The sequence below is a fragment of the Thermobifida sp. genome (assembly GCF_017577275.1).
In the GTDB taxonomy this organism is placed as follows: domain Bacteria; phylum Actinomycetota; class Actinomycetes; order Streptosporangiales; family Streptosporangiaceae; genus Thermobifida; species Thermobifida fusca.
This window is the reverse complement of sequence record NZ_PITY01000021.1, coordinates 151,079-176,605: the sequence shown is the minus strand read 5'-3', so window position 1 is coordinate 176,605 and position 25,527 is coordinate 151,079. Positions and strand designations below refer to the sequence as shown.

Below are 25,527 nucleotides of genomic sequence, written 5' to 3'. Positions count from 1 at the left end.
AAACTTGATCCAAGTTGATCTGACCCACTCGCGCTTATGACTCTGCGCCTCGACAAATGTTCAGAGGGCTTGCCAGTCCACCGCGCGTTCCACCATGTAGACTTTCAGACTGTCCGCAGTGGCCCCGCAGGTCGCACGCCGTTCCATATCGACCAAGGCGCGAGCGACCAGCACCGCATCATCACATGCTGCTTTGTCACCAGACGACAGGACCGGAGAGACAACCTGGCGGACGTGGTAGCACGACGCTCCGTCGACTTCGTGCCACAAGCCCACGATGTAGGTCGCCCTGAGCCGTCGTAAGGCTATGGCTTTGGGCAAGGCGCACTGATAATGCCTGACCACACGTTCACCGTTCGACTGGGTGAACTCAGCCTCATAGGTGATGGACCGCCAGTCTTCAGCGACGACACGAACCCGTGCTTCCCCTGGACGCATTCATCCCCCCTGACAACTCCGGTTTTAGCTCTGAGGCCCGTACCTGGTCACGACTGAGGAAGTTGGGCGATCCCCATCACCGCAGCACGCCCTTCCCTCGGCACACGGAGCAAGCGACGACGCGCATCAACGGCTTGCGGGTGGTGGACGAACGCACGACGACCAGTCGTCGAGGTCGGACGATTTTCCAGCCGCGGCCCCGCCAGGCCCGGCAGTGTTGCGGAGCGGAGGCAGTCACGGAATTGCTCCTCGGAGGACTGTGGTGACGTCCTTCCTCGAGGGACCTACGGGCATCACCACACCAGCAAACCCAGAAAGCAGCTCATTAACATGAGATGAACTCATGTACTCATGTACATGAGTTGCATGGGCAAGAGTGCCGTACCTATGTACATAAGTCAATCCTCCTGGGGGAGGAAAAGGGAACAACCGGTTAGTCCGTCGCAGGAATCCGGTAGTCGAGCACGAACTGATCAGCAGCCATGATCGTGTCGCAGACCTCTACCACGCGCCCTGTCGTGGTCACCGCGTTGCGGGTGAGGTGGATGACCGGAGAGCCGGGACTCAGTCTCAGCGCGCTCGCCTCCTGTTTGGTCGCGATACGCACTCGAATGGTCTCGGTGTACTCGGCGAACTCGTGCCCGTGGTCCTCTAGTCGGGCGTAGATACCGCCTCCACCCGGATTCTCCTCGAACAGTTCGGGGATGTCTCGAGCCACATCCCATGGCAGATACGACGTCGCTTCCTCAGCCGGGGTCCCGTCACTGAAGTACAGGCGGCGCCGGGCCAGCACCTTGGCCCCTTCCTCCACCCCCAAGCGGTCGGCGATCTCCCGTGGAGCAGGAACCGGACCGATCGAGAGCACCTGAACTGTAGGCTTCACTCCCGCCTGTTCAGTCTCCGCGATGTAGGCGGCCTTGCCGGCCCGCCGGTGCGAACGCCGAAAGCGATCCGAGGACTTGCGCGTCACCGGAGGACGCGACTTTACAAACGAGCCTTTGCCCTGGTAGGTCACCACCAGGCCAGCCGTGCGCAGTTCTGCGACGGCCTTGCGAACCGTTCCCGAGGAGACGCCGTAACGCTCCATCAGCGCCGCCTCGCTGGGAATCTCCTCGCCCGGAGCCAGACGGCCGGACTTGATCTGTTCCTCGATGTCGTCAGCGATCTGGAGGTACATCGGCTTCGCCGACCTTGCCCCTACTGTGCTCGCCATAGTCCTTGGGTACCTCCTATGCTCCTGTACATGGGTAACAGGACCAGAGAAGCCCCGTCAACGCCGCTGCATTCAGTGTCAGTTGCGGGAGCCGTCATCCGAGACGACGGGCGGTTTCTGGCCATCCGCCGCCGGGACAACGGAACGTGGGAACTTCCCGGCGGCGTCCTGGAACTGGATGAGACCCCCGAGGACGGCGTCGTCCGCGAAGTGCGGGAAGAGACCGGCATCCTGGTGAAAGTGGACCGCCTCACCGGCGTCTACAAGAACATGGCCCGCGGAATCGTCGCCCTGGTCTTCCGCTGCCACCCTGCCGGAGGCCGGGAACACCCCTCTTCGGAGTCGACCGCCGTCGCCTGGCTCACTCCCGAAGAAGTGAAAGAGCGGATGACCGAAGTTTACTCGGTCCGCCTCCTCGACGCCCTGGACAGCGACGCACCCCACGTCCGCACACACGACGGCAAACGCCTCCACCCAGCACGCTAGTCAGAGACTTCGCCTTCCGGCATTGACTGCCGAATTGGGCTATGTGGGGATCAAGGCGTTGGCGCTGCGCGCCGCCGCCCGGTCCGGAGCTACCCCCAAAGGGCTCTTGATTGGACCTGCCGTGGTAGGCAACCGTCCAATGGCCGTAGTCACCGAGCTGTGGTTTCTGGCGTCCTCGGTTCCCGTGGCACTCGATCGCGCGGCTCTGCCTGTCTGTGGCTGAGGACTCCGGCGCGGTCGAGCACCTTGGATCAAGGACCGTGGTTACCCGCCGCTGTGGTTGCCGAAATCCCGGGTGACGCAGGGCTGCCCCGATCCCGTAGCGTCGCTGCCCCCGTGCTGACACGGCTGCTAACAACGGCTCCGAATAGGGATGGACAGCTCTGGAATCACGGCACTCTCGGACAGGCTTCCACCCAGCTCAGAAGCCGTTTCCGGACCTCCACAGACATTCCGCACACGACTACGGATCAGAAGGTTGGGGGTTCAAGTCCCTCCGAGTGCGCCACCTGTGACTGAAGGCGAGCACCTGAGAGATGCCTGCCCTCAGTCGTCTGCTTCAAGGATCGCTTCAGCAATTGCTCCGGTCTGCTGAAGCCGGTTTCCATCCCATCACTCTTAGGCGTTTCTCTGGGTCGCTGTTCCCCGCGTCTTCACATCAAACATGGGTGTGTGCTTCCCATGCACCCCGTATCGATAGGGATTCGAGCCTGCGCGGCTGGTATCGCTGCGGCCTGGAGACAGCATGGGGACGCACCAACCAGTCGTGACGCCTCCGGAGTGATAACGGTGCTCACGGCATCGCCTCTTCAACCCCCTGGGGCCACCAGCTGTCGCCAGGCTGCGGTGATCAGTTGGGTTCGAGCCCTGATCAGATTTCTGGAAAACGGTCTAGAGTGTCTTGTGTGATGAAGCTGCCCACGCCTTTGATAACGATGAGATAACGTCTCGTAAATCTGCAGGTCAGCTTCTGTGAGCCCCACGCACGTGGGGATGGACCGACGCCCGTCGGGCCCTGGATGACGCATATCGCGTGAGCCCCACGCACGTGGGGATGGACCGGACGCTGACGTGGTGATCGGCGTCTACCGGGAGTGAGCCCCACGCACGTGGGGATGGACCTCAGCGTGGCGCGGCGGGCTCGGGATGGGTCTGGGTGAGCCCCACGCACGTGGGGATGGACCGCAGATCAACCTTCAGTCCTGACCCGCTTCCCCGTGAGCCCCACGCACGTGGGGATGGACCGACGTGGACTCGTCGGTGCGATCAGACGTGGACGTGAGCCCCACGCACGTGGGGATGGACCGCGCTCCATCAGCTCCGGCTCGTGCGGGATCGTGTGAGCCCCACGCACGTGGGGATGGACCGACCCGCTCACCCTGCTCGTCGACCACACACCAGTGAGCCCCACGCACGTGGGGATGGACCGCCGCAGCGACGTGTGTGTTGACCGTGCACCACGTGAGCCCCACGCACGTGGGGAGGATGGACCGGGCTCGCCATCGGTGTAGTCCAGCAGGGCGCGGTGAGCCCCACGCACGTGGGGATAGGCCGAGCTGAGACGAGGGCGGGAGAACAACAGTGCGGGTGGGCTGTCCTTTCCCGCTGTGCAGAGCTGGGTGGGGGAGAGGACGAGTCAGCAGACAGTGTGGAACGGGCGTACGCCCTCAGGCGCTCTTTCAACGCTGAAGGCCCAGGCTCGGGATGATCTCCCTGACCTGGGCCTTCGCTTGTGGAGCGGATGACGGGAATCGAACCCGCGTCTTCAGCTTGGGAAGCTGAGGTTCTACCATTGAACTACATCCGCACTGGTGGCGATCTCGCCTACGGCTAGGCTATCACGCTCGGCGAGTTCACCGATAAGAATAACCATCTCGGCGAAGCTTGCAAGGGGAGAGCTGCCCTGCCGAGGTAGGGAAAACACAAGGTAGATTCTTTACTGTGCTTCTCTCCGACCGTGACCTTAGAGCCGCCATCGAATCGGGGCGGGTCAAGCTAGACCCCTACGACCCTGAGCTTGTCCAGCCGTCGAGCATCGACGTGCGGCTGGACCGCTACTTCCGGGTGTTCGAGAACCACAAGTACCCCCACATCGACCCGGCGGTGGAGCAGCCGGGGCTGACCCGGCTGGTTGAACCGGAAGGGGATGAGCCGTTCATCCTGCACCCGGGCGAGTTTGTGCTGGCGTCCACTTACGAGATGGTGACGCTTCCCAACGACATCGCCAGCCGTTTGGAAGGCAAGAGCTCTTTGGGACGGCTGGGGCTGCTCACCCACTCCACGGCCGGGTTCATCGACCCGGGGTTCTCCGGGCACGTCACCCTTGAGCTGTCCAACGTGTCGACGCTGCCGATCAAGCTCTACCCCGGAATGCGCATCGGGCAGTTGTGCATGTTCCAACTGTCCTCGCCCGCGGAGAACCCCTACGGCTCTGAGGTGTGCGGGTCGCGCTACCAGGGGCAGCGTGGTCCCACCCCTTCGAGGTCCTACCTCAACTTCACGCGCACGAAGATCCGGGAGGGGGATCAGTAGCCCGGATACCCCGGGGGACCGTAGGGGCCATAGGGGCCGTAGCCCGGTGGGGGAAGCTGCTGGCGTTTGGGCCGCGTGGGCAGGATGTAGGCGGCGAGCAGGCCGCCGAGGAAGCCGAAGAGGTGCGCCTGCCACGAGATGCCTTGGCCTTGCGGTAGCACGCCGAAGATCAGCCCGCCGTAGAAGAGTACGGTGCAGATCATGATGACGATGTCGATCGTCTTGCGTTCCACGAAGCCGCGGAGCACCAGGTAGCCGAAGTAGCCGAAGATGAGGCCGCTCGCGCCGACGGTCAAGGAGTAGGGCACGGAGAGCAGCCACACGCCGATCCCGCTGACGACGGCGATGATGAGCGACGCCCACAGGAAGCGTCCCAGCCCGCTGAACGCCACCAGGGAGCCGAGGACGAGGAAGGGCACGGTGTTGGCGGTGAGGTGGGCGAGGTTGGCGTGCATGAACGGTGCGGTGAACACCGTCCACAGGTTGTCGGCGACCCAGGCGTGGATGCCGAACTGGCGGTCGAGTAGGCCGCCGAGGAGGAAGAAGTCGACGATCTCCAGGATCCACATCGCCGCGGCGAATACCGCGACGGTCAGGACTGCGCTGATCCGGGACTTGGTCATTCTTCGACTCTATTGAACCGGGTTTGCTGCGGGGAAGGGCAGGCTTTCGCGCCCGTAGCTGTCACGTTCTGTGATGTCCCGCATCCAGAAAGTTGGTTACTGAGAGTTTCTGTCTGGTTGCGCAGACGAACTGTCAGGCCAAGAAATAGTGATCCAAATCACTCAAAAATGACCAGTGATGTAAATCACAAAATCTTGCTTTTTGGGCTCCCTATCCCCCCTTGCATGAGGGACTTTTCCGAACCCGCTTCTTAAACCTGTTGCTTCTCTGTGATCTTTCTAAGGGAAATCCCAGGTCAACGACTCTAAGGTGTCATAACCGTGCAAAACGGACGTGTGGTGTGTGAAGTGTAGGGCTTAGCGGTCACACCAGGCCCAGCAACTCAGCCCCGCGCGTTCCTCAGTGGCACGTCACAAGAGCCGAGGAGGGCACCACACAGAAGACGCCGTGCCAGACGAAGTCGACCGAAGGGAAACCGTGCCAGCTGTACGCGCGAACCACCTGTACAAGGTGTTCGGCAAACGAGCATCCCAAGCCGTCGCACTGTTGTCGGACGGGCGCCACCGCGACACGATCAAGGACCTGAACGTCACAGCCGCGGTCATCGACGTCTCCTTCGAAGTCCAGCCAGGTGAGATCTTCGTGGTCATGGGGCTTTCCGGGTCCGGGAAGTCCACGTTGATCCGCATGCTCAACGGGCTGCTGCCGCCGACTGCGGGGACAGTGGAGATCGACGGAACCGACATCACCACCCTGTCCCGGCGCGCCCTGCGCGCCCTGCGCGGCGAAAAGATCAGCATGGTCTTCCAGCACTTTGCGCTCCTCCCGCACCGCACTGTGCTGGAGAACGCCGCCTACGGGCTGGAAGTCCGCGGGGTGTCGCGTGCCGAGCGCCACGAACGCGCCGCGCACGCCCTCGACCTGGTCGGACTGGGCGACTGGAAGGACCACCTGCCCAACCAGCTTTCCGGTGGGATGCAACAGCGCGTCGGCTTGGCACGGGCGTTGACCGCCGACACCGACATCATCCTCATGGACGAGGCGTTCAGCGCCCTCGACCCGCTGATCCGCCGCGACATGCAGACCCAGCTCCTGCAACTCCAGGCGGAACTGGGGAAGACCATCGTCTTCATCACCCACGACCTGAACGAGGCGATGCGCCTCGGCAACCGCATCTGCGTGCTCCGCGACGGGCGTGTCGTCCAGATCGGCACCCCCGAGGAGATCCTCAACCACCCGGCCGACGACTACGTGGCCCGGTTCACCGAGGACGTGGACCGCAGCCGCGTGCTCACCGCGGCCTCCGTCATGGAGCCCGCTCCCAAGGCCGAGGCTGCCGACTGGGAGCGCGTGGCACCGGACGCCCCCGTCGTCGAACTGTTCCAGCGGGTGGCTGCCTGCGACAGCCCGCTCGCCGTGGTCGACAAGGAAGACCGAGTCATCGGCGCGGTGTCGCCCACCACGATCCTGTCCGCGCTCGCGATGCCGGAGGAGGCGAGCAGCGCTGTGCCCAGCCTGGCGAACGGTACTCGACGTGAAGGGGCTGCCAAGTGAGCTGGCTTTCGCCCTTCCCGCCCCGGATTCCGCTCGGTGAGGGCTTCGAAGCATTCAACACGTGGCTCAAAGACCACTTCGGTGGGCTATTCGACGTCATCGGCACCGTCATCAACTGGGCGGTCACCACGCTCCGGGACTTCCTCACCGAACCCCAGGCCACCCAGTTGACGGCGATCGCCGCCGCCATCCTGGCGGTGCTCCTCGTGCGGGCGCGTCCCATCCCGGTGCTCGTCATCGTCGGCAGCACCATTGCCCTGTACGTGGGGCAGGCGACGTTCGAGCTGGGCAACACGCTCGTCAACCATTCACCGCCGCAGCTCTTCCTGTGGGCGATGCACCTGTTCGGCCAGGAGAAAGTGGAATCCAACCTGGTCATCGGGATCGTTGCTCTCATCGCCCTCGTCGTGGTCGCCGCCGTCTACCGGATCCGGCTGCCGTTGGTTGCTGCCGTTGCTGGCGGCTGGCTGGCGGTGATCCTGTGCGGCTGGCTGCTGTTCGGCGCGATCCCCGAAGTGATCGGCCAGCCCACAGCCATCCTCATGATGCTGCTGCTCAGCACCCTGGCGTGGGTGGTGGCGGGCTGGAAGCTCGGCGTGTTCTCCCTGGTGGCGCTCACGCTCGTGATCAGCATCGAGCAGTGGAGCAACGCCATGTCGACCCTGGCCCTGGTGCTGGTGGCCAGCCTCATCGCGGTAGTCATCGCCATCCCCATCGGGATCGTGGCCGCCTACAGCACCGTGGTCAGCCGCATCGTCAAACCGGTGTTGGACCTCATGCAGACGATGCCGGCCTTCGTCTACCTGATCCCGGCGATCTTCTTCTTCTCGCTCGGCGCTGTCCCCGGGGTTGTGGCCACCGTGGTGTTTGCCATGCCTCCTGGGGTGCGCCTCACCGAGCTGGGCATCCGGCAGATCGATAAAGAGGTCGTGGAAGCGGGTGAAGCATTCGGCGCCTCCCCCTTCAAGATCCTCACCGGGATCCAGTTGCCGCTGGCACTGTCCACGATCATGGCGGGCGTCAACCAGGTGATCATGCTCGGCCTGTCCATGGTCGTCATCGCCGGCATGGTCGGCGCTGGAGGACTCGGCAACCAGGTCTACCAAGGCATTTCCCGCAACGACGGCGCGCTCGGTTTCGAAGGCGGTATCGCCGTCGTCATCCTCGCAATCTTCCTGGACCGGCTCACCGCGGCGATCACCCGCCGCTCGCCGCAGGCTCGCGCCGAGCGCGCCGCGGCCTGACCGGACCACACAGACCGCGCCGTCGCTCCCGAACGCGCGGCGGCCCACGCTTCCTTCCCGCACGGAAGCGTGCAGCACGAGTAGAAGGGAACCACGACGTGAAACCCACCAAGCGCACCCGGCGCTTCGCCACGGTTGCTGCTGGACTGACTTCATTGGTCCTGCTGGCCACTGCCTGCGGAGGAGACGGGGGTAGCGGCCTGGCGGGCGGAGACGAAGCTTCGGGGCACGACGGCAAACAGATTGAGATCGCCCTCATCCCGTGGGAAGAAGCCATCGCTACCACCCACATGTGGAAGGTGATCCTCGAAGAACTCGACTACGAGGTGACGATCACCGAGGTCGACGTGGCGCCCATGTACCAGGGGGTGGCCAACGGCGACATCGACATGTTCCTGGACACGTGGCTTCCTCTCACCCACGGCGACTACTGGGAGGAGTACGGCGAGCAGGTGGAGGACCTCGGCGCCTGGTACGACAACGCGGTGCTGACCCTCACCGTCCCCTCGTATGTGGACGAGGTGGACTCCATCGCCGACCTGGCCGACCACGCCGACCTGTTCGGCGGCCGGATCGTCGGTATCGAATCCGGGTCGGGCCTGGTGCGTACCACTAAGGAAGAGGCGATCCCCACCTACGGCCTGGACGACTACGAGCTGATCGAGTCCTCGACCGCGGCGATGCTCGCCGAGCTGGACTCGGCGATCTCCGACGAGGAGCCGATCGTGGTCACCTTGTGGCGGCCGCACATCGCCTACGCCCAGTACGACCTGAAGGACCTGGAGGACCCTGAAGGCGCGATGGGCGGCGCGGAGGAGATCCACGCTGTGGGCCGCAAGGGCTTCAGCGAGGACTTCCCCGAGCTCGCCGAGTGGCTCCGCAACTTCGAGCTCAGCGACGAAGAGTTGAGCTCCTTGGAACAGGCCGTGCTCGCTGACCACGAGGACGACCCGGAGGCGGGGGCCCGCGAGTGGCTGACCGCCAACCCCGAGTTCCTCGAGCGCACCCTGGGTGACGCGGCGAAGGACCTCTCCTTCTGATCCGGCGCGCCGACACCGGCGGTGGGGTTGTCCCAGTACAGGGATGACCCCACCGGGGCGGCTGGGCAGGCGTTTAGGCGCCCGCGGTGATCGACCGGTCCCGGGGCGGGATGCCCGCGGTGTTCATGAACGCTTCCACTTTGGCCGGTGAGGTCGCGGCGGTGAGCGGCAGGTACGGGCGGCCGGCCCGACGGCCTTCCACCGACGGGAAGATCTTGGGCCGTCCCGTGGGGTCGCACAGGCCCAGCGACCGGATACGGCCAGGAAGCAGATAGTAGGAACCGATCTCCGAGAACGGGATGCGCACCACGTAGCGGCCGCGTATGTAGCAGAACTCCTGGCCGTCGATCTCCAAGACCGGGGTTTGGGCGCGCAGGCCGTGCCAGACCAGGGCCAGACCGGCGCCGATGGTGAGCACGCCTAGCACCACACTGGCCCAGTGGGACGGATCAAGCGCGATGATGACCCCGCCGAGCGCTACCACGGCCGCTCCGCCCCACAGTTCGACGTATTTGTGCACCAAGGGGCAGGTGAGGCGAACCTTCTGGGTCACGGACATGCCTCTTTCACAGTTGTCTGGATCTCGCGACGAGCCACGGGAGAACCCGCCGTCCCAGTGACCGGCGTGGAGCTGTCAACCGAAGCCACCCATGGTGAGTGGGGCATCTGTCGCGGGAGAGAAGCGATGACTATCGCTGAAGGAACCATATCGTTCCCTGGCGTCCGTTAGGTGCCGAATCCTCACCTCAGCGGCGTGCTCATGGCCGCTTTCCGCTCCGAAGCTGAAGGAGTTCCATGGGAAGGCCAAGGACAGGTATTGGGAGCAGAGGTCGGCGGGAATGACCGGCATGACGAGTGCCCGACGTGGAGGAGACGGACAGGCCATGGCCCGCCTCAGCATTGACTTCGGTGACCACGCAACTGCTATCGCGGCGGCGGTGCGCGCCCGGCGCGAAGAGCTGGGGTGTGGTCAGCTCGAGTTCGCCCAGCAGACCCCGAAGATTCCCTTGCGGCTGCTGCAGGACGTGGAGCGCGGCCGGAGGACCAAGTACAGCAGGGACGTGTGCGCCAAGCTGGAGTTCAAGCTGGGGTGGACGCGTGGGTCGATTGAGCGGATGGCTGCGGGCGGGCTGCCTGAGGAGGTCAACGACCTCATCTCGGTGGTGCGGGACGAGGACCAGGGCACGGAGACGCGGCGCTATCTGATCGGCAACGAGGAGCTGTTGCAGCGCATCTACGTCGACTTGCAGGCGACGACCGCGGACATGCCGGAGGAGGAGGCGCGTGCGCTTGTGGAGCAGGCTTTGGAGAGCGCGCGGACCCAGGCGCTCCTCGTCGTCCACCGGGAGAAGCGAAAACGGATGAGCCGCAACCGCGCAGCCCGGTGAATGCTGCGGACAGATCACCGCGGAGGTGAGCGGAAGAGCAGGTCCGGTAAGGTAAGGAAACTTTCCTCGCATATCGTTGCGGGGTAGTGCAAGAATAGTGACACAACGTCGTGTGGTGGCCGCTGGGGATCGGGAGGAGCACGCGGAAACCCTGAACTCCTTGGGCGGCCGCCGTGTCCGCACCGTGTTCACGAGGGATCACAATGCCGCAGCCATCCCACAGCCGCTCCCGGGCCGGACCTCGAACGCCGCGACTGTCGCTCACCTACAGCCCACTCCCACCGCACGTACCTTTCTTGTTGACCCGGCACCGGTACGGGACACTCCTCACCATTCGCGAATCATCCACGTACGCCGAGCTGATCGACGCAGGGCTGCGGCAGATGCAGCCGAAACTGCGGGATCTCGTCTTCACGGCCCTGGGCATGGGTGACCCGCACGCTCCCGGCGGCGTCCAGTTCCGGGGGGACCCGAACGAGAAGATGGACTGGGACTTCATTTACCGCCTGGAGGAAGCGGGACGTATCCTGCCGTGGCCGCACAAGAACTCCACGGCACGTTCCTGAGCCTGGGCGGCGTACCCCGTCGGTTCAAAGAGGCATCACCGGCCTGGCATCGGGAGCCGGAGAGCGCCCCTGCGGGCGCCCCAGCGGGTGTGGCCCGCGCCCCGGCTCCCCTCCCCAAGGACCCCTCTTTCCCCGCACGCTGCAGGTTCGCGGATGCCGGGCTGCGCCAGGCATCCGGGAGGAATCGTGGCGTTCTCGACGAAGCGCGGAACCCGGTCGGGGACGGACGTTACGCTGACGGCATGGAACGCGTGTTGGTGATCAAGGCGACCGCCGGCGAGGACGCTCCGGAACGCTGCAACCAGGCGTTCACGGTCGCGGCAGCGGCGGTGGCGAGCGGGGTGCGGGTGTCGCTGTGGCTGACGGGGGAGGCGAGTTGGCTAGCGGTTCCCGGGCGAGCTGAACAGTTCTCTTTGCCGCACGCGACGCCGCTCAACGAGCTGCTCGACGTCGTGCTTTCAAGCGGCCAGGTCACCGTGTGCAGCCAGTGTGCGGCGCGGCGTTCGCTGACCGAAGAGGACCTGATCGAGGGCGTGCGGATCGCGGGCGCTCCCACTTTTGTGGAAGAAGTCATGGCAGAGGGAGCCCAAGCCCTGGTCTATTAAAAAGGTGTGCTCCTCTCCCGAGCGGCGTGGTACCGGGTGCCACTCGAGACAGGAGCTGTGGAGAGAGGCCGGGGCCGCCCTTGGGGCGGCCCCGGTGTGGTTCACCTCAACGTGGGTCCGGGTCAGGAGCAGGTGGCTCCGTTGAGGGTGAACTGGGAGGGCGGGGAGACGTTGCCGGTCTTGTCAGCAACGAAGCCCAGTTCCACGCTCTGGCCCGGCTGGAGCGTGGAGTTCCAGGCAGGAGCGCGGACGGTGATCTGCGAGCCGCTCTGGCTCCACTCGCCGTTCCAGCCGTTGGAGATGTTCACACCCGAGAAGCTGAACTGCAGGGTCCAGTTGTTGATGGGCGAGGATCCGGTGTTGGAGACGGTGATCGCCCCCTGCATACCGTGACCCCAGTCGTTGACCACGGTGTAGTTCACCGCGCAGGTGCCGTCACCGGGGCCGCCCGGTTCACCCGGACCGCCAGGACCGCCCGGCTCACCCGGACCGCCAGGACCGCCCGGCTCACCCGGACCGCCAGGACCGCCCGGCTCACCCGGACCGCCGCCGGAGGAGTCGCCGCCGAGAGCCTCGTAGACCGCGTACCAGGCGGGCTTGCGGTTGTACTGGCCGTCGTAGAGCAGCGGAGCACCTTCACCCGGGAAGGTGTAGGGCACCCAGGAGCGCTCGTCGTCGATACCCCAGACGGTGATACCGATGCAGCGGGTCACCGCGAGGCAGGCGTTGACCACGGCCTCGTAGTCGCGGGCCTGCTGCTGGAGCTTGTACTGGTCGGCCGGCATCTGCATGCGGATGTCCAGCTCGGTGATGGCCACGTCCAGGCCGAGGTCAGCGAACCGCTGGATGTTCTGCTGGAACGTGGACGGCACCTGGCCGACGATCAGGTGGGACTGGATACCGATACCGTGGATCGGCACACCGTCGCGGAGCAGGTCGACCACCAGGTTGTAGAGGCCGTTGCTCTTAGCGTTGATGCCTTCGATGTTGTAGTCGTTGATGTACAGCTTGGCGTCGGGGTCGACCTCGTGCGCCTTGCGGAACGCGTGGGCGATGTAGTCGCGACCCATGCCGCGGTACCAGATCGAGTCGCGGAGCGTACCGTCCTCGTTGAACGCTTCGTTGACCACGTCCCAGGCGTAGACGTCACCCCGGTAGCGTCCGGCCACCACCTCGATGTGGTTCTCCATGATGGACCGGAGCTGGCTGCCGGAGAAGCCGCCGTTGTTCAGCCAGGACGGCAGCTGGCTGTGCCAGACCAGGGTGTGGCCGCGCACAATCTGGTTGTTGGCCTTGGCGAAGTTGATGATGTTGTCGGCCTGGCTCCAGTTGTACTGGCCCCGCTGCGGCTCCAGCGACTCCCACTTCATCTCGTTTTCGTGGGTGATGGCGCTGAACTGGGTAGCCGCGATGTTGCGGTACTGGGCGTCACTGTTGAGCGGGCTGTAGGCGATAGCCGTACCGAAGTGGCGGCCGCCGTTCTGGGCAGCCAGTTCCCGCAGGGTCGACTCGGCCTGTGCCGGGGCGGCCGTGACCAGCAGGCCGGCGGCAGTCAGCGCCGAGGTGAGGAGGAGGCTGAGCGAGCGTCTGGCTCGCCGCGAAGGACGGTGACGGGTTTCCGTCATCGACTTTTCCTTTCGCGCGACGGATGTTCTTTTGTGGCGCGACCGACGTGCCCCCTCAGCCTGTCGGTCAGACCGCACGTTCGGGAGCGCTCCCACGTGCGACCGGTGACAAATCTAACACGTTACATATCGGAGTGGAAGATCGTCTTTATAAAACCCATACGGACAGCCGTTACTCAAACCTCGAGCAGGACAGTGAACGGGCCCTCGTTGGTCAACGCCACCGACATCCGCGCACCGAACACACCCGTCTCCACTCGGGCGCCCAAAGCACGCAACTCTTCGACGACCTGGTCCACCAGAGGCTCCGCCACCGGTCCCGGTGCCGCAGCGTGCCACGTGGGACGGCGCCCTTTGCGGGCGTCGCCGTACAACGTGAACTGGCTGACCACCAACAGCGGCGCGCCCACGTCAGAACACGACTTCTCGTCCTCCAAAATCCGCAGCGTCCACAGCTTCCGCGCCAGCTTGGCAGCCTCGGCAGGCCCGTCCGTGTGGGTCACCCCTACCAGCGCCAGCAGACCTGGCTCGTCAATCGCCCCCACAACCTTCCCGTCGACCGTCACCGAGGCATGGCTGACCCGCTGCACGACCGCGCGCATGACACTGCTCCTCTCAGATCAGGGTCCGGAACTGCCGAGTGTTGGAGATGACCCCGGACAGGGTCAGCGTGAACACCTTGATGGAGTCGGCAAAATCCTCCAGACCCCAGTCTGCCGGCCCGCGATACCAGGACAGTCCCTGACCGGATGCCTCTTCTGCTCCGGCAGCCGCCAAAATCCGCGCCCACTGTTCCACGTTGTCGAAGATGATCGCGTACGGCAGGTAGCGGGAGAACACGTGGACGCGCCGATCCGGCGGAATATCGTCCACCTGGGCCCGCAGCAGGTACGCGCGGAACCCCACGACGTGCGCGAACACAGCGCTGCCCAGTTTGGTCTTCGCGGGCACGTACTGGGCGCCGACCGTCACCGCGGCCCCCGCGATGACCAGCGCAAGCCCGGTGAACGCCGCGTTCGTGAAGATCGCCAGCATCACGGTGACCACTACGCCCAGCAGTGCCAGGAAGATGCCCACTGTCGTCCACTGGTTGCGCTCCCGATTGGGGCGGCGCGCAAACCACTTCAACCGCACCATGTCCCGGTACAGTTCCTCGCGCACGTCAGCTAACTGCTGGGCGAACTCCTCGCCCAGCTCGGAGAGCCGGGTCTGCGGGCCCTTCGGGAACAGCGCGTCCAACAGAAGGCGCTCATACGGCAGCAGCGTCTCCTCACCGCGCTGACCGGTCCGGGTGAGCAGCCAGTCCACCGAGGCGTAGCGTTCATGCGGCAGCTCCTCGATCCGCAGATAGCCGCGCACCGCTAAATCCACCACGGTCGCAGTGATGTCCACGACGTCTGCCTGCTCGTCGATCAGCGTGCCGATCTGCCCGGGGTGGACGTTGTCCGGGGGATGGAACTGCAGGCTGCCGCCCACCCCCGGCTCTACGGGGGCGTGGTCGGCTTTCCGCGCCTCCGACCGCAGCGCCCGCTCGTCTCGGCCACGGACCCAGATCAGCAGCACCAGGCCGCCGACCAGCACCACGAGCAGCAGCCCGAACACCCCCGCGGTCACCGGGGTGATCGCGAACGCTGAGGTGAGCGACCAGGAGCGGGACAGGATCAACGTGCTCTCCGCGGTGCCCTGCGGATAGCTCACCACGATGTCGAACGTCTGGCCCGGCTCCAGGTCGGTTTGGAGGAAACGGGCGACGAGCGCTTGAGGGCCGCCCATATCCGACGACGTGCAGTAGATGGAACTGAGCGGCTCCCCGGCCGCGCACGACAGCGCCTGCGGCGGGCTGGGCGCGTCCACCACCACCGTCGTTTCTTCCACGAACTCGCTGTAGCCGCCGATCGCGGTCCACTCCAGCTCCAACCGGTCGCCGACCTCGCTGACCGTGCCGAGCACCTGATAGTCGAGGATGACGACGGAGGCGCCCCCGGTGGCGAGCACCGCATCCATGGTGGTGTCGTCTTCAGTGACGGTGACCTCGACCGGGTCGCCTGCCCCGGTGTGCGCACTCAACCCGCTGATCTCGTACCGCCGGTCGTGGTCGGTGTCGTAGGGCTCCTGCAGCAGGAAAGTCCGAGTGAACTCGGCGGGACTCTCCCCGCCGAACGTGATGCGTTCCTGCGCGTGCAGAATCCCCTGCTCGTCCAACCGCAGCGAGATCGTGTTGACGATCTGCCCGGCAGCAGGCTCCCCTTGCTGGATGGTGTGGGTCTGCGGGTCGTGAGGAGCCGATGCTGGGACCGGGCCCCCGAGCAGCGCCCCCGTCGACACCACGGCAGCGAGGCTGAGCAGAGCCGTTCCCCTCATCGTCTACCTCACCTGTTCTTCCCCGCACACCACACACGGTGAGCCTATCGAGCGCGTCCAGCGGATCTGCGAGAAAGATGGCCGGGCAGAAGTATCGCCCTATTCGTCCTTGCATAATCAAAAAGTGACCTAAGACGGGCCGACAGTGGGGAACAAGCGGGTGCGAGGACGGAACAGCACAGCGGCACCAGCCAGGAAACGGAATTTCGGCAGCGAGTACCTGCTGCCTGCCTACACAGCACGCGCCGGGCCACGCCCCCTGGGGATCGGGGTGTCGATCTCCCTGTTCATGGGCTTGGCGTCCGTCGCCTTGGCAGGTTTCGTGCTCGTGGCCTCCTTCCTGGAGTCGGGCACCAGGCCGCTGGCGGGCACCGCGCCCCCGCCCGCCGACTCCGGTCCCGCGCCCCCTGAGGGAGCTCTGGCCCGGGACATCCTGACCACCAACCCGCTCTACTTGAGCGGGGAGCTGCGGCCGGTGACCTGCCCTGCCCCGGAGCTCGACCCTGCCGACCCGGAATCCGTGGAGAACTTCCTCCACGAGGTCACCGACTGCCTTGATGAAGCGTGGGGCACCCACCTGAGCGCCGCAGGACTAGAGTTCGAACCCCCCAACCGGATCTATTGGTACACCTCGGGGCAGAGCCCGTGCGGGACCTATCCCGCGGAGGGGACGTCCGCGTTCTACTGCCACGCAAATAAAGGACTGTACCTCGGGGTGGAAGACATCGTGGCCGATTCCGGACACAGCGACCAGGCCGTGGCGTACACGTTCCTGCTCGGCCACGAGTACGGCCACCACGTGCAGGGGGAGACCGGCATCCTCACCCAGTACCAGGCGATGCGGAGCGGCAGCGACGGCAAAGAGAACCGCGACGCGTGGAGCCGGCGCAGCGAGCTCCAAGCCAACTGTCTGAGCGGGGTGTTCCTCGGCGCGGTAGAGAACAGTTTTCCCGTGGGCACAACGGAACGCGAAGAGGTGCTGCGGGACGTCGCGCTCCGCGCTGACCGGGGGGATATCCACACCCACGGCAGTCCTGACAACGGTCAACTGTGGACCAAGCACGGCATGGACCGCAAAGACCCCGCCGCATGCAACACGTGGGAGGCGAGGGAGGAACTGGTCGACTGACCAGGAAGCCGGTGGACGAGTCACGCTGGGACTGGGAGTGGGAAGACAGCCAGACCGCGGAGAGCCACAACCGCGCCTGGGGCCCCTTCGCCGCGGTGGGGGCGGCGGTCCTCGCCTTGGCGCTCCTGCTGGGCCACAGCACCGGGGCGTTCGACGTGCTGCGGCCAGATCACGACGCCGCCGAACCGGAACCGCAGGACGCCCCCGATGACACCCGTCCAAGGCCCGACAGCAGCCTGCTCACAGAGTTCCCTGAAGAGAGCGTGCTCTTCCAGAACCCGCTCTACGCCACTGGGCGGCTGGCCTCCCCGCCCTGCCCCGCCCCGGAGCTTGACGTCCACGACGCCGACTCCATGGAGCACTTCCTGCACACGCTCACCGACTGCCTCGACCAGGCGTGGACGGTCCAGTTCGCGAAAGCCGGACTGGACTTCGAACCCCCGGAACGGGTCTTCTGGCGGAAACCCGGCAGCAGCCCGTGCCGCGACTACCCGTCAGCCGCGGGCGGCTTCTACTGCAGAGCGAACAAGAGCATCTACCTGGGGGTGCGGGACATCGCGGCTAAATGGAAGTACAGCCCGGAGAGCGTCGTCTACGCCTCGCTCCTCGCCCACGAGTACGGGCACCACGTGCAGGGAGAAGCGGGGATCCTGGAGTACTACCACGAGCAGCGCCGTCAAGAAAGCGACCCCGCCCAGCAGAGCTTCTGGACCCGCCGCAGCGAACTGCAAGCCAACTGTCTGGCCGGGGTCTTCCTCGGATCAGTGCAGGTCACCTATCCCATCGGGGACAGCGAATACGAGACGCTTCTCGAAGACGCCGCGAACACTGCGGACCGGGAGGGCAGCAGCGCCGCGGAACGCACCCACGGGTCTGCACACAACAGCGCGCTCTGGCTGGAGCGAGGGCTCAGCCACCAGACCCCCGGCTCCTGCAACACGTGGACAGCCGACGAGAGCCTGCTCGAATAGGCGGATTACCAGGGACCGTAGGGGCCGTCGCTGCCGGAGCGGCCGATCTGCCGGACCGCGGGCCGCACGTCGATCAGGAAGATGAGGGAAACGGCCAGCGCCAGGATCGTCAGGAACACGAACATGCCCGCTACCGCGGCCAGCGAGACCAGTGTGCTCGCACTGAGCAGACCCACCCACAGCCCTTTGGTCTGCTTGTCCATCGCGGGGAACGCAGGTGCGGGGGTGCGGGCCGCCTCGATCAGCGCGTACAGCGACACCACGAAGATCGCCAGATGGAAGACCTGGAACAGCAGATCGAAAAAGCCAATGGCGTACACGCGAGCACCCGACCTCTGCTTCGAAGAACCTTGCCTTCAGAGTAAACGTACGACGGCCGCGAAACGTGCCCGGACAGCACGGCCTGTTACAGAGGCAGATGCCACAGTGTCAGGGTCACCGCCATGAGGGAAGCCGACCCGCTCAACACCGCCGCCGTGGCCCTGCGGGACAGTTTCACCGGGTTCAACAGCCGGGAAACCCGCGCCAACACCTCGGGCTGGTTCTCGTTGGGCACCACCGCCATGGCGCCGAGGGGGATTGCCGCCTTGCCTGCCGCGCCGAACCGCACCAATGCCGTCGCCAGCTCGCGGGGCGAGTGGTAGCGGCGGGCATGGTCGTCCGCGCACATTTCGATGAGGAGCGCCACCGCGTTGTAGCAGCGTTCCATCAGCCGGATCTTCGGGAAGGCGCGTTTCAGCGAAGAAAACGGGAGGAGGACAAGGTCGTGGCGTTGCCGCAGGTGGGCGTGCTCGTGGGCGAGGACTGCGGCAAGCTCTCGGCGGTCCAGTACTTCCAGGGCTCCCGCGCTGATGACGATCTGCGGGTTCAGCACGCCGGGCAGGCAGTAGGCCGCCGCTGCGGGATGGTCGAGCACCCGCGCCCCGGGAATCTCCGGGTGGTCGCGGGCGACCAGGGCGAGAAGTGCCCGATGGCGGCGGCGGGTCCGCACGACCTGGATGAAGGAGACCGCCAGCCCCCAGAGGAGCACGGTGGTCAGGCCGACCGCGGCGACGATTGCTGCCACGCGGGTTGCAGCGAAGTGCCCCTCAGCCAGAACCCCCAGTTGGAGGCCGTTCGCGGCAGCATCCTCGGCGAGGGCGGCCAGACCGAGAAGAATTCCCTGCCCGTAGGGGGCGAGGCCGAACGCTAGCAGGGCGCCGATGGTGGATATCCCCCACGCCAGCCCCAGCGCCTGCCAGGCGACCACAGCGACATGCGGGCCTCGGGAAGGCCACTGGGCACGCAGCAGGTGGTGGGCGGCGAGAAGGCAGCCGCCTGCGATCAACGTGAGCAGTGCGGCAACGACCATTCAGCTACATCCTTGATCTGTCGCTCTCCCCGTGCTCCCCGTGGTTCTCCAAGAGGAGGCGGCGGAGCACTTCGGCTTCCTGCCCGCTCATCGAGCGGACGAAGGCCGCCAAAGCGGCATCGCGGTCACCAGTCTGGCCGAGCGCGTCAAGCATCAGCTCCGAGATGTAGGTCTCTCGGCTGGCTGCCGGGCGATACCGCCACGCACGTCCGTCGCGGTGCCGACGTACGACTCCTTTTTTGGCGAGCCGGTCAAGCACGGTCATGACCGTGGTGTGGGCGAGGTCGCGGTCTGCAAGAGCACGACCTACTTCCCGAACCGTCATGGGCTCGGTTTGTTCCCACAGTACATCCATCACCGCGCGTTCAAGGTCGCCGAGCCTGGTCTTCATAGAAGTCAGTTTACTGTTGGTAGTACTACACCGTGTAGGAGGGAAGGGTTCCGCTCTCCGGCAGGCACTGCACGCCATGGCCTGGAGCGCAATCGGTGACGAGACGCGGGGCCGTGGGGTCGAACCTGGTGGCGCAGAGCGCCCGGCGCCGGGACGCTAGCGGACTGGTCCAGAGCGCATGAAACGGAAGCGCCCCGGGGCGGTGACGGGGCGCTTCCTCCAAGAAGGTCCGCAAGAGCTACGGCTTCGCCTCGTACTTAGGGGTGCCGCGCAGGCCCAAGCCGAGCAGGATGCGGCCGAAAGCGGGCGAGACCCGCTCTTCCAGGAAGCGGGCCACCGTGTAGTAGATCCCGGCGACGACCACGGTGACGAGCTCGGTGAGTACTTCCTCCGGCAGCTTGATCCCGAGATGGGTGGCAGCGAAGGTGGTGAGGGCCCCGACGATCAACGGCACGGTGGTGCGGACGATGGATGTGAGCATGGACGACCTCCCGGTCGACGGGCTGACAACGAAGGTGCGGGCAAGGGGAGGGGCCGGAGAGCAGACTTAGGCGGTGCAGGAGCGAAGCAGGGCGGCTCAGCGCAGCCAGACGTGTCCTTTGAACGTGGCGCGCCGAATAGTGAAGGGCTGTTCCCCGACGTTGTAGACGCGCAAGTCCATGGTGCGTCCGGAGCCGAGACGGTTGACGACCGGGAACACGGGGAACGACCGGCCTTCAGTGCCGATGCCTTCTGCGATCGGGTGCAGCGAGTACTTCTTGGTCGCCCGTTCCCAGTCGGCCATGCGCACTTGGACGTCTTCGCCTTCCGCCAATCCTTCAATATCCAGCCAGAGCGCACCGTTGAGATCGCAGGGCTTGGAGATGACGGCGAGGCCGTCCTTGTGCGCGGTCTTGGCAGTGTCCGTCCACACGGTGTCCCAGCGCAGTGAGACGTATTGCTTGGGTGGGACGACGACCTCCTTGGTCTGCGCGACGTTGAGGTAGTGCGGCACCTCGTCCTCCTCGGTGTCGGTGGTTCCCCAGCGTGCTGGCTTACTGAAGACCCCGTCTCGGACCATCCGGTAGAGCGTGTCACCGGGACAGGACGTGCTGATGAAGTCGCGGTGGCCTTTGACCGTCCCGGCGATGGACGTCGCCGGTTCCATGAGCCATTCGCGGAGCTGCCGGACCGCGTTGATCTGGGCGTCGGTGATCGTGTCGGAGGGCCCGCACATGAGCGTCACCGAGTAGTAGGTCGCGTTGCCGCCCGGCTGGGCGGCCTGGGATTTGTACAGTCCGCGGCCTTCGAACACGTAGCCGTGCGGGCATGCTCCGAAGCTGTTGCCCGTGAAGTAGACAGTTCCGGCGCGCCGGGCCAGCCAGGTGGCGTTCGGGGTGCGGGCGCACCACACACGCCCCGTATACGGTTCTTCGGCGATGGTGAGGCCCGGTGTCGCAGCTTTGGGGGCGAAGTCCTGGGCCGTGTCGAGGTGCACGAGCCACACGTCGGCGGGGGCGGGGCCGGGCAGGGTGCGGTGGCGCAGCGATGCCGGGTATCCCGCCAGGATGGCGGCGAATTGGAAGGCTTCGGCCCGCCGCCGGTCCCGGTGGACGAGAGCGGTGCGGGAGGCCGTGGTCGTGCCGTGGGCGCGGCACGCGCGCACAGAAGTGTCGATGAAGAGGTTGAGCTGAGCCCGAGTCAGGGAGCGCAGGAAACCGAAGCTCACTGCCCCGTCGGGGATGTGTTCGAGCAGCATCCGGCTCGCCCCCGGGGACAAGTGGAATTCCACGCAGGACCGGGTGAGGCGCTCTCGCCACCAAGGCCTCCGGCCGCCTCGGGAAGGCTGCGGTGCAGGGGGACCGAACAGGGAGTGCAGTGCTGCTCGGATCCGGGCTGCTCCGAGCCCGTCCCTCTGGGAGAGGGCGAGGGTGGCGGAGTGGCGGCTGCGGGTGGCGTGGTCGCCGAGCCAAAGCCACGCTACGAGCTCGACGAGAGCATCTGACCATTTGGGTTCGGTAGGGAGGTCCCGGCACGGGGCTGCCTGGGGGATGCGGTCCCCGTCGGTCAGGGTTTCGGTCGTGGCCCACGTGCGTTCCCGGCGGGTTTCCTCAGACGCCGCCGTGGTGCGGGTGGCGCGTTCCACGGGCCAGCGGTGCTGCGGGGTGGTGAGTGAGGAATGGGTGCGCCCCTCCATGCGGATCATGGTCCGCGGTTGCGCGGGAAACACGTAGACGTCGAGGATCGGCTGCCATTCCGCGAGCCCGGTGCTGTGGTTCAGGGTGAGCGCGAGGTCCCCTGAGGCGGTTTCCCGGAATGTCTTCCAGCCGTCTGTGGTGAGAATTTCGGTCTCTTCGTCTACGCAGTAGCCGATGTCTGCCCAGCCGCGCGCTGGGCCGGTGTGGAATGATCGAGTGTTTTTCCAGTAGTTGATACAGGCGCTGTGGTCTTTGGCGGCGAGGTTTTGGTTGGAGCCGTCGTAGTGGATGACTAAGCCCAGTTTCGGGTTGGCGTATGAGGCGTTGGAAGGTCCCCACCTGAGGTCGGACCTGGACACAAATCGCTCGGGTTTGGGCATGTGTCCTCCAAGCGGAAAACAGGCTTTGACCAGGGCTGTTACTGGTTGTTCCGCGACAAGGGGGACTTGATAACCAGTTGAAGAAAAGCGGTCACTACGTTCCGTAAAAAGGGGTGGCCGCAATTTCCTCGGTCCATCGGGAAAGAAAACGGCAATAGTCGAATTCGGGAAGCTGTCGAGAAAGCGTGGCGATGTCGTATTAAGCGGTTTTTGTCGGCTGCGCGACAGGAAAGCGTCTTTGCTTCCTACGGGCGGTGGATCCCCGGGATTCCCGGTGCTGCCGGGCATGCGGCGCAAAGAAGTGCGGCTGCAGGCTCTGCGCCTCCAGCCCTGGCCCTGCTCTGAGCAGGGAGGCCTCCGCTGGGCGGACGGTGCTGTGCAGGCGCAGGCGCCGGCACCAGGGATGCCATGCGACAGTAAGGAGACCGTAAGTAGAGTCTCCGCTACTGTCCGAAATACTGTGCCGGGTGTGACGTATGTGAGTTTTGTCGTATTCGGTGGGCGGGTGTGTCGGGCCTTTGCCCAGACAGGTAAGGGGAAGGTCAAGAAGGCCTGACCTTTCGCAGAACCAGGCCCAGGCAATCCCCACCCCGAGTGCCGGTGCCCACTGACCTCGTGGTCAAGATGGGAACACTGCGCCCTTGGGCGAATGTTGACCTTGAGGTCAGCAGCAGTACAACCGCAGAGGACCGGAAGGGACGGGGAACCGAGTGGCGTCACAGACTCCGGGTACGGAGGCTCAGAGCCAGACGGTGCAGCCCGGCAGGATCGCCGCCATCAGCCTGCACACCTCACCCCTCGACCAGCCCGGAACCGGCGACGCCGGTGGGATGAACGTCTACATCGTCGAGGTAGCCAAGCGGCTGGCGGAGCGCGGGATCGCCGTCGACATCTTCACCCGGGCGACCTCCTTCGAACAGCCTCCCGAGGTCGAACTGGCGCCCGGGGTCACCGTCCGCAACATCGCGGCGGGCCCCTACGGCACACTCGACAAAACTGCCCTGATCAACTACCTGTGCCCGTTCGTGCACGGCATGCTGCGCGCCGAAGCAGAGCACCTCGGCGGCAGCTACGACCTAGTCCACACCCACTACTGGCTCTCCGGCCAGGCCGGATGGCCCGTCGCCCGGGAATGGGGCGTGCCGCTCGTGCACTCCATGCACACCATGGCCCGGGTGAAGAACATGTCCCTCGCCGAAGGCGACACCCCCGAGCCTGAGGAACGAGTACGCGGAGAAGACGCCCTGGTCGCCCTCGCCGACCGGCTCATCGCCAACACTGACGACGAGGCAGCCCAGCTCATCAACTACTACGGCGCCTCCCCCTCGCGCGTCTCCACCGTGTTCCCAGGGGTCGACCTTACGACCTTCACCCCCGGGTCGCGCGCCGAATCGCTGCGCCGTCTCGGCCTGCCCGAGGACACCATCCTGCTGCTGTTCGTCGGCAGAGTGCAGCGGCTCAAAGCCCCCGACGTGCTGCTACGCGCCGCTGCCCGCCTCCTGGAGCTCAACCCCAGCCTGCGTGACCGCCTCGTTGTCGCAGTAGTCGGCGGCCAGTCCGGAACCGGCTACCGGGAGCCCCGGCTGCTGTCCGACTTGGCGGACTCCCTGGGCATCGCTGACCTGGTCCGCCTGGAACCGCCCTGCCCACGGGCGGAGCTCGTCCACTACTACCGGGCAGCCACCGTGACCGTGGTGCCCTCCCACTCGGAGTCCTTCGGTCTGGTAGCAGTGGAGTCTCAAGCCTGCGGCACTCCCGTGGTCGCGGCCCGCGTCGGCGGCCTGCCCACCGCGGTGCGCGACGGCGTCTCCGGAGTGCTCATCGACGGGCACGACCCCCACGACTACGCCAACGTGCTGCACCGGATGATCACCGAACCCCGTTGGCGGGAACGCATGGGAGCCGCGGGCATCCACCACGCCTCCGGGCTGAGCTGGGAGTCGACCGTGGACGGGCTGCTGGCGGCCTACCGCGACGCCCTCCACCAGTGCCGACTCACCGTGCCGTGCCGGTGACCCCCGCCGGTGCGCTGAAGGCGAGGACGGCGACGAGAACAGCCCACCCAGGACGACACGACCGAGAGAGGACCGTATGCCCACACAGGAACAGGTCGACGCGGCCGAGGCGATCGAACAAGCGCTCAAAGAAGCGGAACTGGAGTACGAACGGCCCCGGCCCGACGCCTTTCTGGTCACCCTGCCGGGCGAGCGCAAGCTCAAGACTCTGGTGTGGCTGAACATTGGCAGACACAGTCTGCTGATCAAGAGCTTCTTCTGCCGGCGGCCAGACGAGAACGAAGGCGAGTTCTACCGCTACCTGATGCGGCGCAACTCCGACATGTACGGCATGGCCTTCACCGCCGACGACGTGGGCGACGTGTACATTACCGGGCGGCTGCCGCTGGCCGGGATCACCCCGCAGGAAGTGGACCGGCTGCTGGGGTGCCTCCTCTCTTACTCTGATGAGAACTTCAACCCGGCGCTGGAACGCGGGTTCGCCACGGCGATCCGCAAGGAGTGGGAATGGCGCACCAAACGCGGCGTGAGCCGCCGCAACCTGAAAGCCTTCCGCCACCTGGTGGAGCAGGGCTCTGACGACGGGTGCGCCCGGTGAAACCTAGGAAAATTGGCGTAGACCATTCGCTGCCCTCCGCCGTGGGCGGCCAGGACGAGTCGCTAGGCTGAGACACATGTCGACTCTGGTTCTGCTGCGCCACGGCGAAAGCGTGTGGAACGCTGAAGGGCTGTTCACCGGCTGGGTGGACGTGGACCTGTCCCCGAAAGGCGAAGAGGAAGCCCGCCGCGGGGGCAGGCTGCTGGCCGAGGCGGGAATCCGCCCCGATGTGGTCCACACCTCCCTGCTGAAGCGGGCCATCCGCACCGCCAACATCGCGCTTGAGGAGGCCGGACTGCACTGGATTCCGGTCAAGCGCTCCTGGCGGCTCAACGAACGCCACTACGGCGCCCTCCAAGGAAAGAACAAGGCGCAGACCCGCGCCGAATTCGGTGACGAGCAGTTCATGATCTGGCGGCGTTCCTACGACACGCCTCCGCCGCCGCTCGCCGAAGACAGCGAGTTCTCGCAGCACAACGACCCGCGTTACGCCACCCTGCCCCCCGAGCTGATGCCGCGCACCGAATGCCTGGCAGACGTCGTGCGGCGGATGCTGCCCTACTGGTACGACGCGATCATCCCCGACCTGGCTGCGGGACGCACCGTGCTGGTCGCGGCGCACGGCAACTCGCTGCGCGCCCTGGTCAAGCACCTGGACAACATCGACGACAAGAGCATCGCCGGGCTCAACATCCCCACCGGTATCCCGCTGGTGTACGAGCTCAACGACGACTTCACTCCGCGGAAGACGGGCGGCGAGTACCTGGACCCCGAGGCGGCCAAAGAGGCCATCGAAGCGGTCAAGAACCAGGGCAAGTAGTCCGGAGCAGTGGACGCGA

At 65.6% G+C, this 25,527-nt stretch carries 26 protein-coding genes, 1 tRNA gene and 1 CRISPR repeat array; of the genes, 14 read left to right on the top strand and 13 right to left on the bottom strand.

Annotated features, from left to right (window positions below; translation table 11 throughout):
- Positions 1-60: 60 nt before the first annotated feature.
- Positions 61-321: a hypothetical protein gene (locus CW348_RS09305; protein WP_258076939.1), complete on the bottom strand. Its 261-nt coding sequence runs from the start codon at positions 319-321 to the stop codon at positions 61-63.
- 550 nt (positions 322-871) lie between these two features.
- Positions 872-1,651: a GntR family transcriptional regulator gene (locus CW348_RS09300; RefSeq protein WP_011293358.1), complete on the bottom strand. Its 780-nt coding sequence runs from the start codon at positions 1,649-1,651 to the stop codon at positions 872-874.
- A gap of 75 nt (positions 1,652-1,726) precedes the next feature.
- On the opposite strand from CW348_RS09300, the gene CW348_RS09295 reads away from it, so the two are divergent.
- Complete coding sequence (locus CW348_RS09295; protein WP_016189377.1) at positions 1,727-2,137, top strand: NUDIX hydrolase; 411 nt, start codon at positions 1,727-1,729, stop codon at positions 2,135-2,137.
- A gap of 22 nt (positions 2,138-2,159) precedes the next feature.
- Positions 2,160-2,360 carry a hypothetical protein gene (locus CW348_RS09290; protein ID WP_146088132.1) on the top strand — a complete coding sequence of 67 codons (201 nt, stop codon included), beginning with the start codon at positions 2,160-2,162 and terminating at the stop codon, positions 2,358-2,360.
- A gap of 749 nt (positions 2,361-3,109) precedes the next feature.
- A CRISPR array of direct repeats spans positions 3,110-3,691; the repeat unit is 28 nt; unit sequence GTGAGCCCCACGCACGTGGGGATGGACC.
- Between the two features lie 179 nt (positions 3,692-3,870).
- On the opposite strand, the gene CW348_RS09285 is transcribed toward CW348_RS09290, so the two are convergent.
- Positions 3,871-3,944 (bottom strand) — tRNA-Gly (locus CW348_RS09285).
- Positions 3,945-4,078: 134 nt separating this feature from the next.
- Between CW348_RS09285 and dcd the strand changes: the two genes are divergently transcribed.
- Positions 4,079-4,669: a dCTP deaminase gene (dcd, locus tag CW348_RS09280; protein ID WP_011293355.1), complete on the top strand. Its 591-nt coding sequence runs from the start codon at positions 4,079-4,081 to the stop codon at positions 4,667-4,669.
- Here the strand turns inward: dcd and CW348_RS09275 are convergent.
- Positions 4,663-5,292, bottom strand: a complete 630-nt coding sequence (locus CW348_RS09275) for a rhomboid family intramembrane serine protease (protein WP_011293354.1) — start codon at positions 5,290-5,292, stop codon at positions 4,663-4,665. The genes dcd and CW348_RS09275 overlap by 7 nt on opposite strands.
- A gap of 478 nt (positions 5,293-5,770) precedes the next feature.
- Between CW348_RS09275 and CW348_RS09270 the strand changes: the two genes are divergently transcribed.
- From CW348_RS09270 to CW348_RS09260, 3 genes are all read left to right on the top strand, one after another.
- Positions 5,771-6,847 (top strand): glycine betaine/L-proline ABC transporter ATP-binding protein, encoded by a 1,077-nt coding sequence (locus CW348_RS09270; protein ID WP_173668342.1) that lies wholly within the window; start codon positions 5,771-5,773, stop codon positions 6,845-6,847.
- Positions 6,844-8,091 carry a proline/glycine betaine ABC transporter permease gene (locus tag CW348_RS09265; protein ID WP_016189375.1) on the top strand — a complete coding sequence of 416 codons (1,248 nt, stop codon included), beginning with the start codon at positions 6,844-6,846 and terminating at the stop codon, positions 8,089-8,091. Before CW348_RS09270 ends, CW348_RS09265 begins: the two co-directional genes overlap by 4 nt.
- A 98-nt stretch (positions 8,092-8,189) precedes the next feature.
- Positions 8,190-9,131: a glycine betaine ABC transporter substrate-binding protein gene (locus tag CW348_RS09260; RefSeq protein WP_011293351.1), complete on the top strand. Its 942-nt coding sequence runs from the start codon at positions 8,190-8,192 to the stop codon at positions 9,129-9,131.
- 73 nt (positions 9,132-9,204) lie between these two features.
- Here CW348_RS09260 and CW348_RS09255 read toward each other — a convergent pair whose 3' ends face one another.
- On the bottom strand, positions 9,205-9,690 hold the full coding sequence (locus tag CW348_RS09255) for a hypothetical protein (protein ID WP_011293350.1): 486 nt from the start codon (positions 9,688-9,690) through the stop codon (positions 9,205-9,207).
- Positions 9,691-10,015: 325 nt separating this feature from the next.
- Between CW348_RS09255 and CW348_RS09250 the strand changes: the two genes are divergently transcribed.
- The 3 genes from CW348_RS09250 to CW348_RS09240 all read left to right on the top strand — a co-directional run bounded on the left by CW348_RS09250 (position 10,016) and on the right by CW348_RS09240 (position 11,690).
- On the top strand, positions 10,016-10,519 hold the full coding sequence (locus CW348_RS09250; protein ID WP_016189374.1) for a hypothetical protein: 504 nt from the start codon (positions 10,016-10,018) through the stop codon (positions 10,517-10,519).
- Positions 10,520-10,818: 299 nt separating this feature from the next.
- Positions 10,819-11,085, top strand: a complete 267-nt coding sequence (locus tag CW348_RS09245; RefSeq protein ID WP_016189373.1) for a hypothetical protein — start codon at positions 10,819-10,821, stop codon at positions 11,083-11,085.
- A gap of 242 nt (positions 11,086-11,327) precedes the next feature.
- On the top strand, positions 11,328-11,690 hold the full coding sequence (locus tag CW348_RS09240) for a DsrE family protein (RefSeq protein ID WP_011293347.1): 363 nt from the start codon (positions 11,328-11,330) through the stop codon (positions 11,688-11,690).
- A 122-nt stretch (positions 11,691-11,812) separates the two neighbouring features.
- Here the strand turns inward: CW348_RS09240 and CW348_RS09235 are convergent, their stop codons facing one another.
- The 3 genes from CW348_RS09235 to CW348_RS09225 form a co-directional block, all read right to left on the bottom strand.
- The gene (locus CW348_RS09235; RefSeq protein WP_287463467.1) at positions 11,813-13,315 is read right to left on the bottom strand and encodes an endo-1,4-beta-xylanase; all 1,503 of its coding nucleotides are present in this window, start codon (positions 13,313-13,315) and stop codon (positions 11,813-11,815) included.
- Between the two features lie 176 nt (positions 13,316-13,491).
- Positions 13,492-13,917: a D-aminoacyl-tRNA deacylase gene (gene dtd, locus CW348_RS09230; RefSeq protein WP_011293345.1), complete on the bottom strand. Its 426-nt coding sequence runs from the start codon at positions 13,915-13,917 to the stop codon at positions 13,492-13,494.
- 13 nt (positions 13,918-13,930) lie between these two features.
- The gene (locus CW348_RS09225) at positions 13,931-15,676 is read right to left on the bottom strand and encodes a DUF2207 domain-containing protein (RefSeq protein WP_011293344.1); all 1,746 of its coding nucleotides are present in this window, start codon (positions 15,674-15,676) and stop codon (positions 13,931-13,933) included.
- A 160-nt stretch (positions 15,677-15,836) separates the two neighbouring features.
- Between CW348_RS09225 and CW348_RS09220 the strand changes: the two genes are divergently transcribed.
- Together CW348_RS09220 and CW348_RS09215 are read left to right on the top strand one after the other, a co-directional pair.
- The gene (locus tag CW348_RS09220) at positions 15,837-16,805 is read left to right on the top strand and encodes a neutral zinc metallopeptidase (RefSeq protein WP_011293343.1); all 969 of its coding nucleotides are present in this window, start codon (positions 15,837-15,839) and stop codon (positions 16,803-16,805) included.
- 11 nt (positions 16,806-16,816) lie between these two features.
- Positions 16,817-17,776: a neutral zinc metallopeptidase gene (locus CW348_RS09215; RefSeq protein WP_104612723.1), complete on the top strand. Its 960-nt coding sequence runs from the start codon at positions 16,817-16,819 to the stop codon at positions 17,774-17,776.
- A gap of 5 nt (positions 17,777-17,781) precedes the next feature.
- Here CW348_RS09215 and CW348_RS09210 read toward each other — a convergent pair whose 3' ends face one another.
- From CW348_RS09210 to CW348_RS09190, 5 genes are all read right to left on the bottom strand, one after another.
- Complete coding sequence (locus CW348_RS09210) at positions 17,782-18,096, bottom strand: DUF2516 family protein (protein ID WP_011293341.1); 315 nt, start codon at positions 18,094-18,096, stop codon at positions 17,782-17,784.
- Between the two features lie 86 nt (positions 18,097-18,182).
- The gene (locus CW348_RS09205; protein WP_011293340.1) at positions 18,183-19,127 is read right to left on the bottom strand and encodes a M56 family metallopeptidase; all 945 of its coding nucleotides are present in this window, start codon (positions 19,125-19,127) and stop codon (positions 18,183-18,185) included.
- A gap of 4 nt (positions 19,128-19,131) precedes the next feature.
- Entirely contained in the window at positions 19,132-19,518 is a 387-nt protein-coding gene (locus tag CW348_RS09200; RefSeq protein ID WP_016189369.1) for a BlaI/MecI/CopY family transcriptional regulator, read from the bottom strand.
- A gap of 238 nt (positions 19,519-19,756) precedes the next feature.
- Positions 19,757-19,999: a hypothetical protein gene (locus CW348_RS09195; RefSeq protein WP_011293338.1), complete on the bottom strand. Its 243-nt coding sequence runs from the start codon at positions 19,997-19,999 to the stop codon at positions 19,757-19,759.
- 96 nt (positions 20,000-20,095) lie between these two features.
- Entirely contained in the window at positions 20,096-22,075 is a 1,980-nt protein-coding gene (locus CW348_RS09190) for an N-acetylmuramoyl-L-alanine amidase (RefSeq protein ID WP_104612724.1), read from the bottom strand.
- A 710-nt stretch (positions 22,076-22,785) separates the two neighbouring features.
- Here CW348_RS09190 and mshA point away from each other — a divergent pair.
- From mshA to CW348_RS09175, 3 genes are all read left to right on the top strand, one after another.
- Positions 22,786-24,090, top strand: a complete 1,305-nt coding sequence (mshA, locus tag CW348_RS09185; RefSeq protein ID WP_104612725.1) for a D-inositol-3-phosphate glycosyltransferase — start codon at positions 22,786-22,788, stop codon at positions 24,088-24,090.
- A 76-nt stretch (positions 24,091-24,166) separates the two neighbouring features.
- Positions 24,167-24,688, top strand: a complete 522-nt coding sequence (locus CW348_RS09180; RefSeq protein ID WP_011293335.1) for a YbjN domain-containing protein — start codon at positions 24,167-24,169, stop codon at positions 24,686-24,688.
- Between the two features lie 76 nt (positions 24,689-24,764).
- A complete protein-coding gene (locus CW348_RS09175; protein ID WP_011293334.1) occupies positions 24,765-25,508 on the top strand; it encodes a phosphoglyceromutase in 744 nt (247 codons plus the stop codon).
- Positions 25,509-25,527 lie beyond the last annotated feature (19 nt).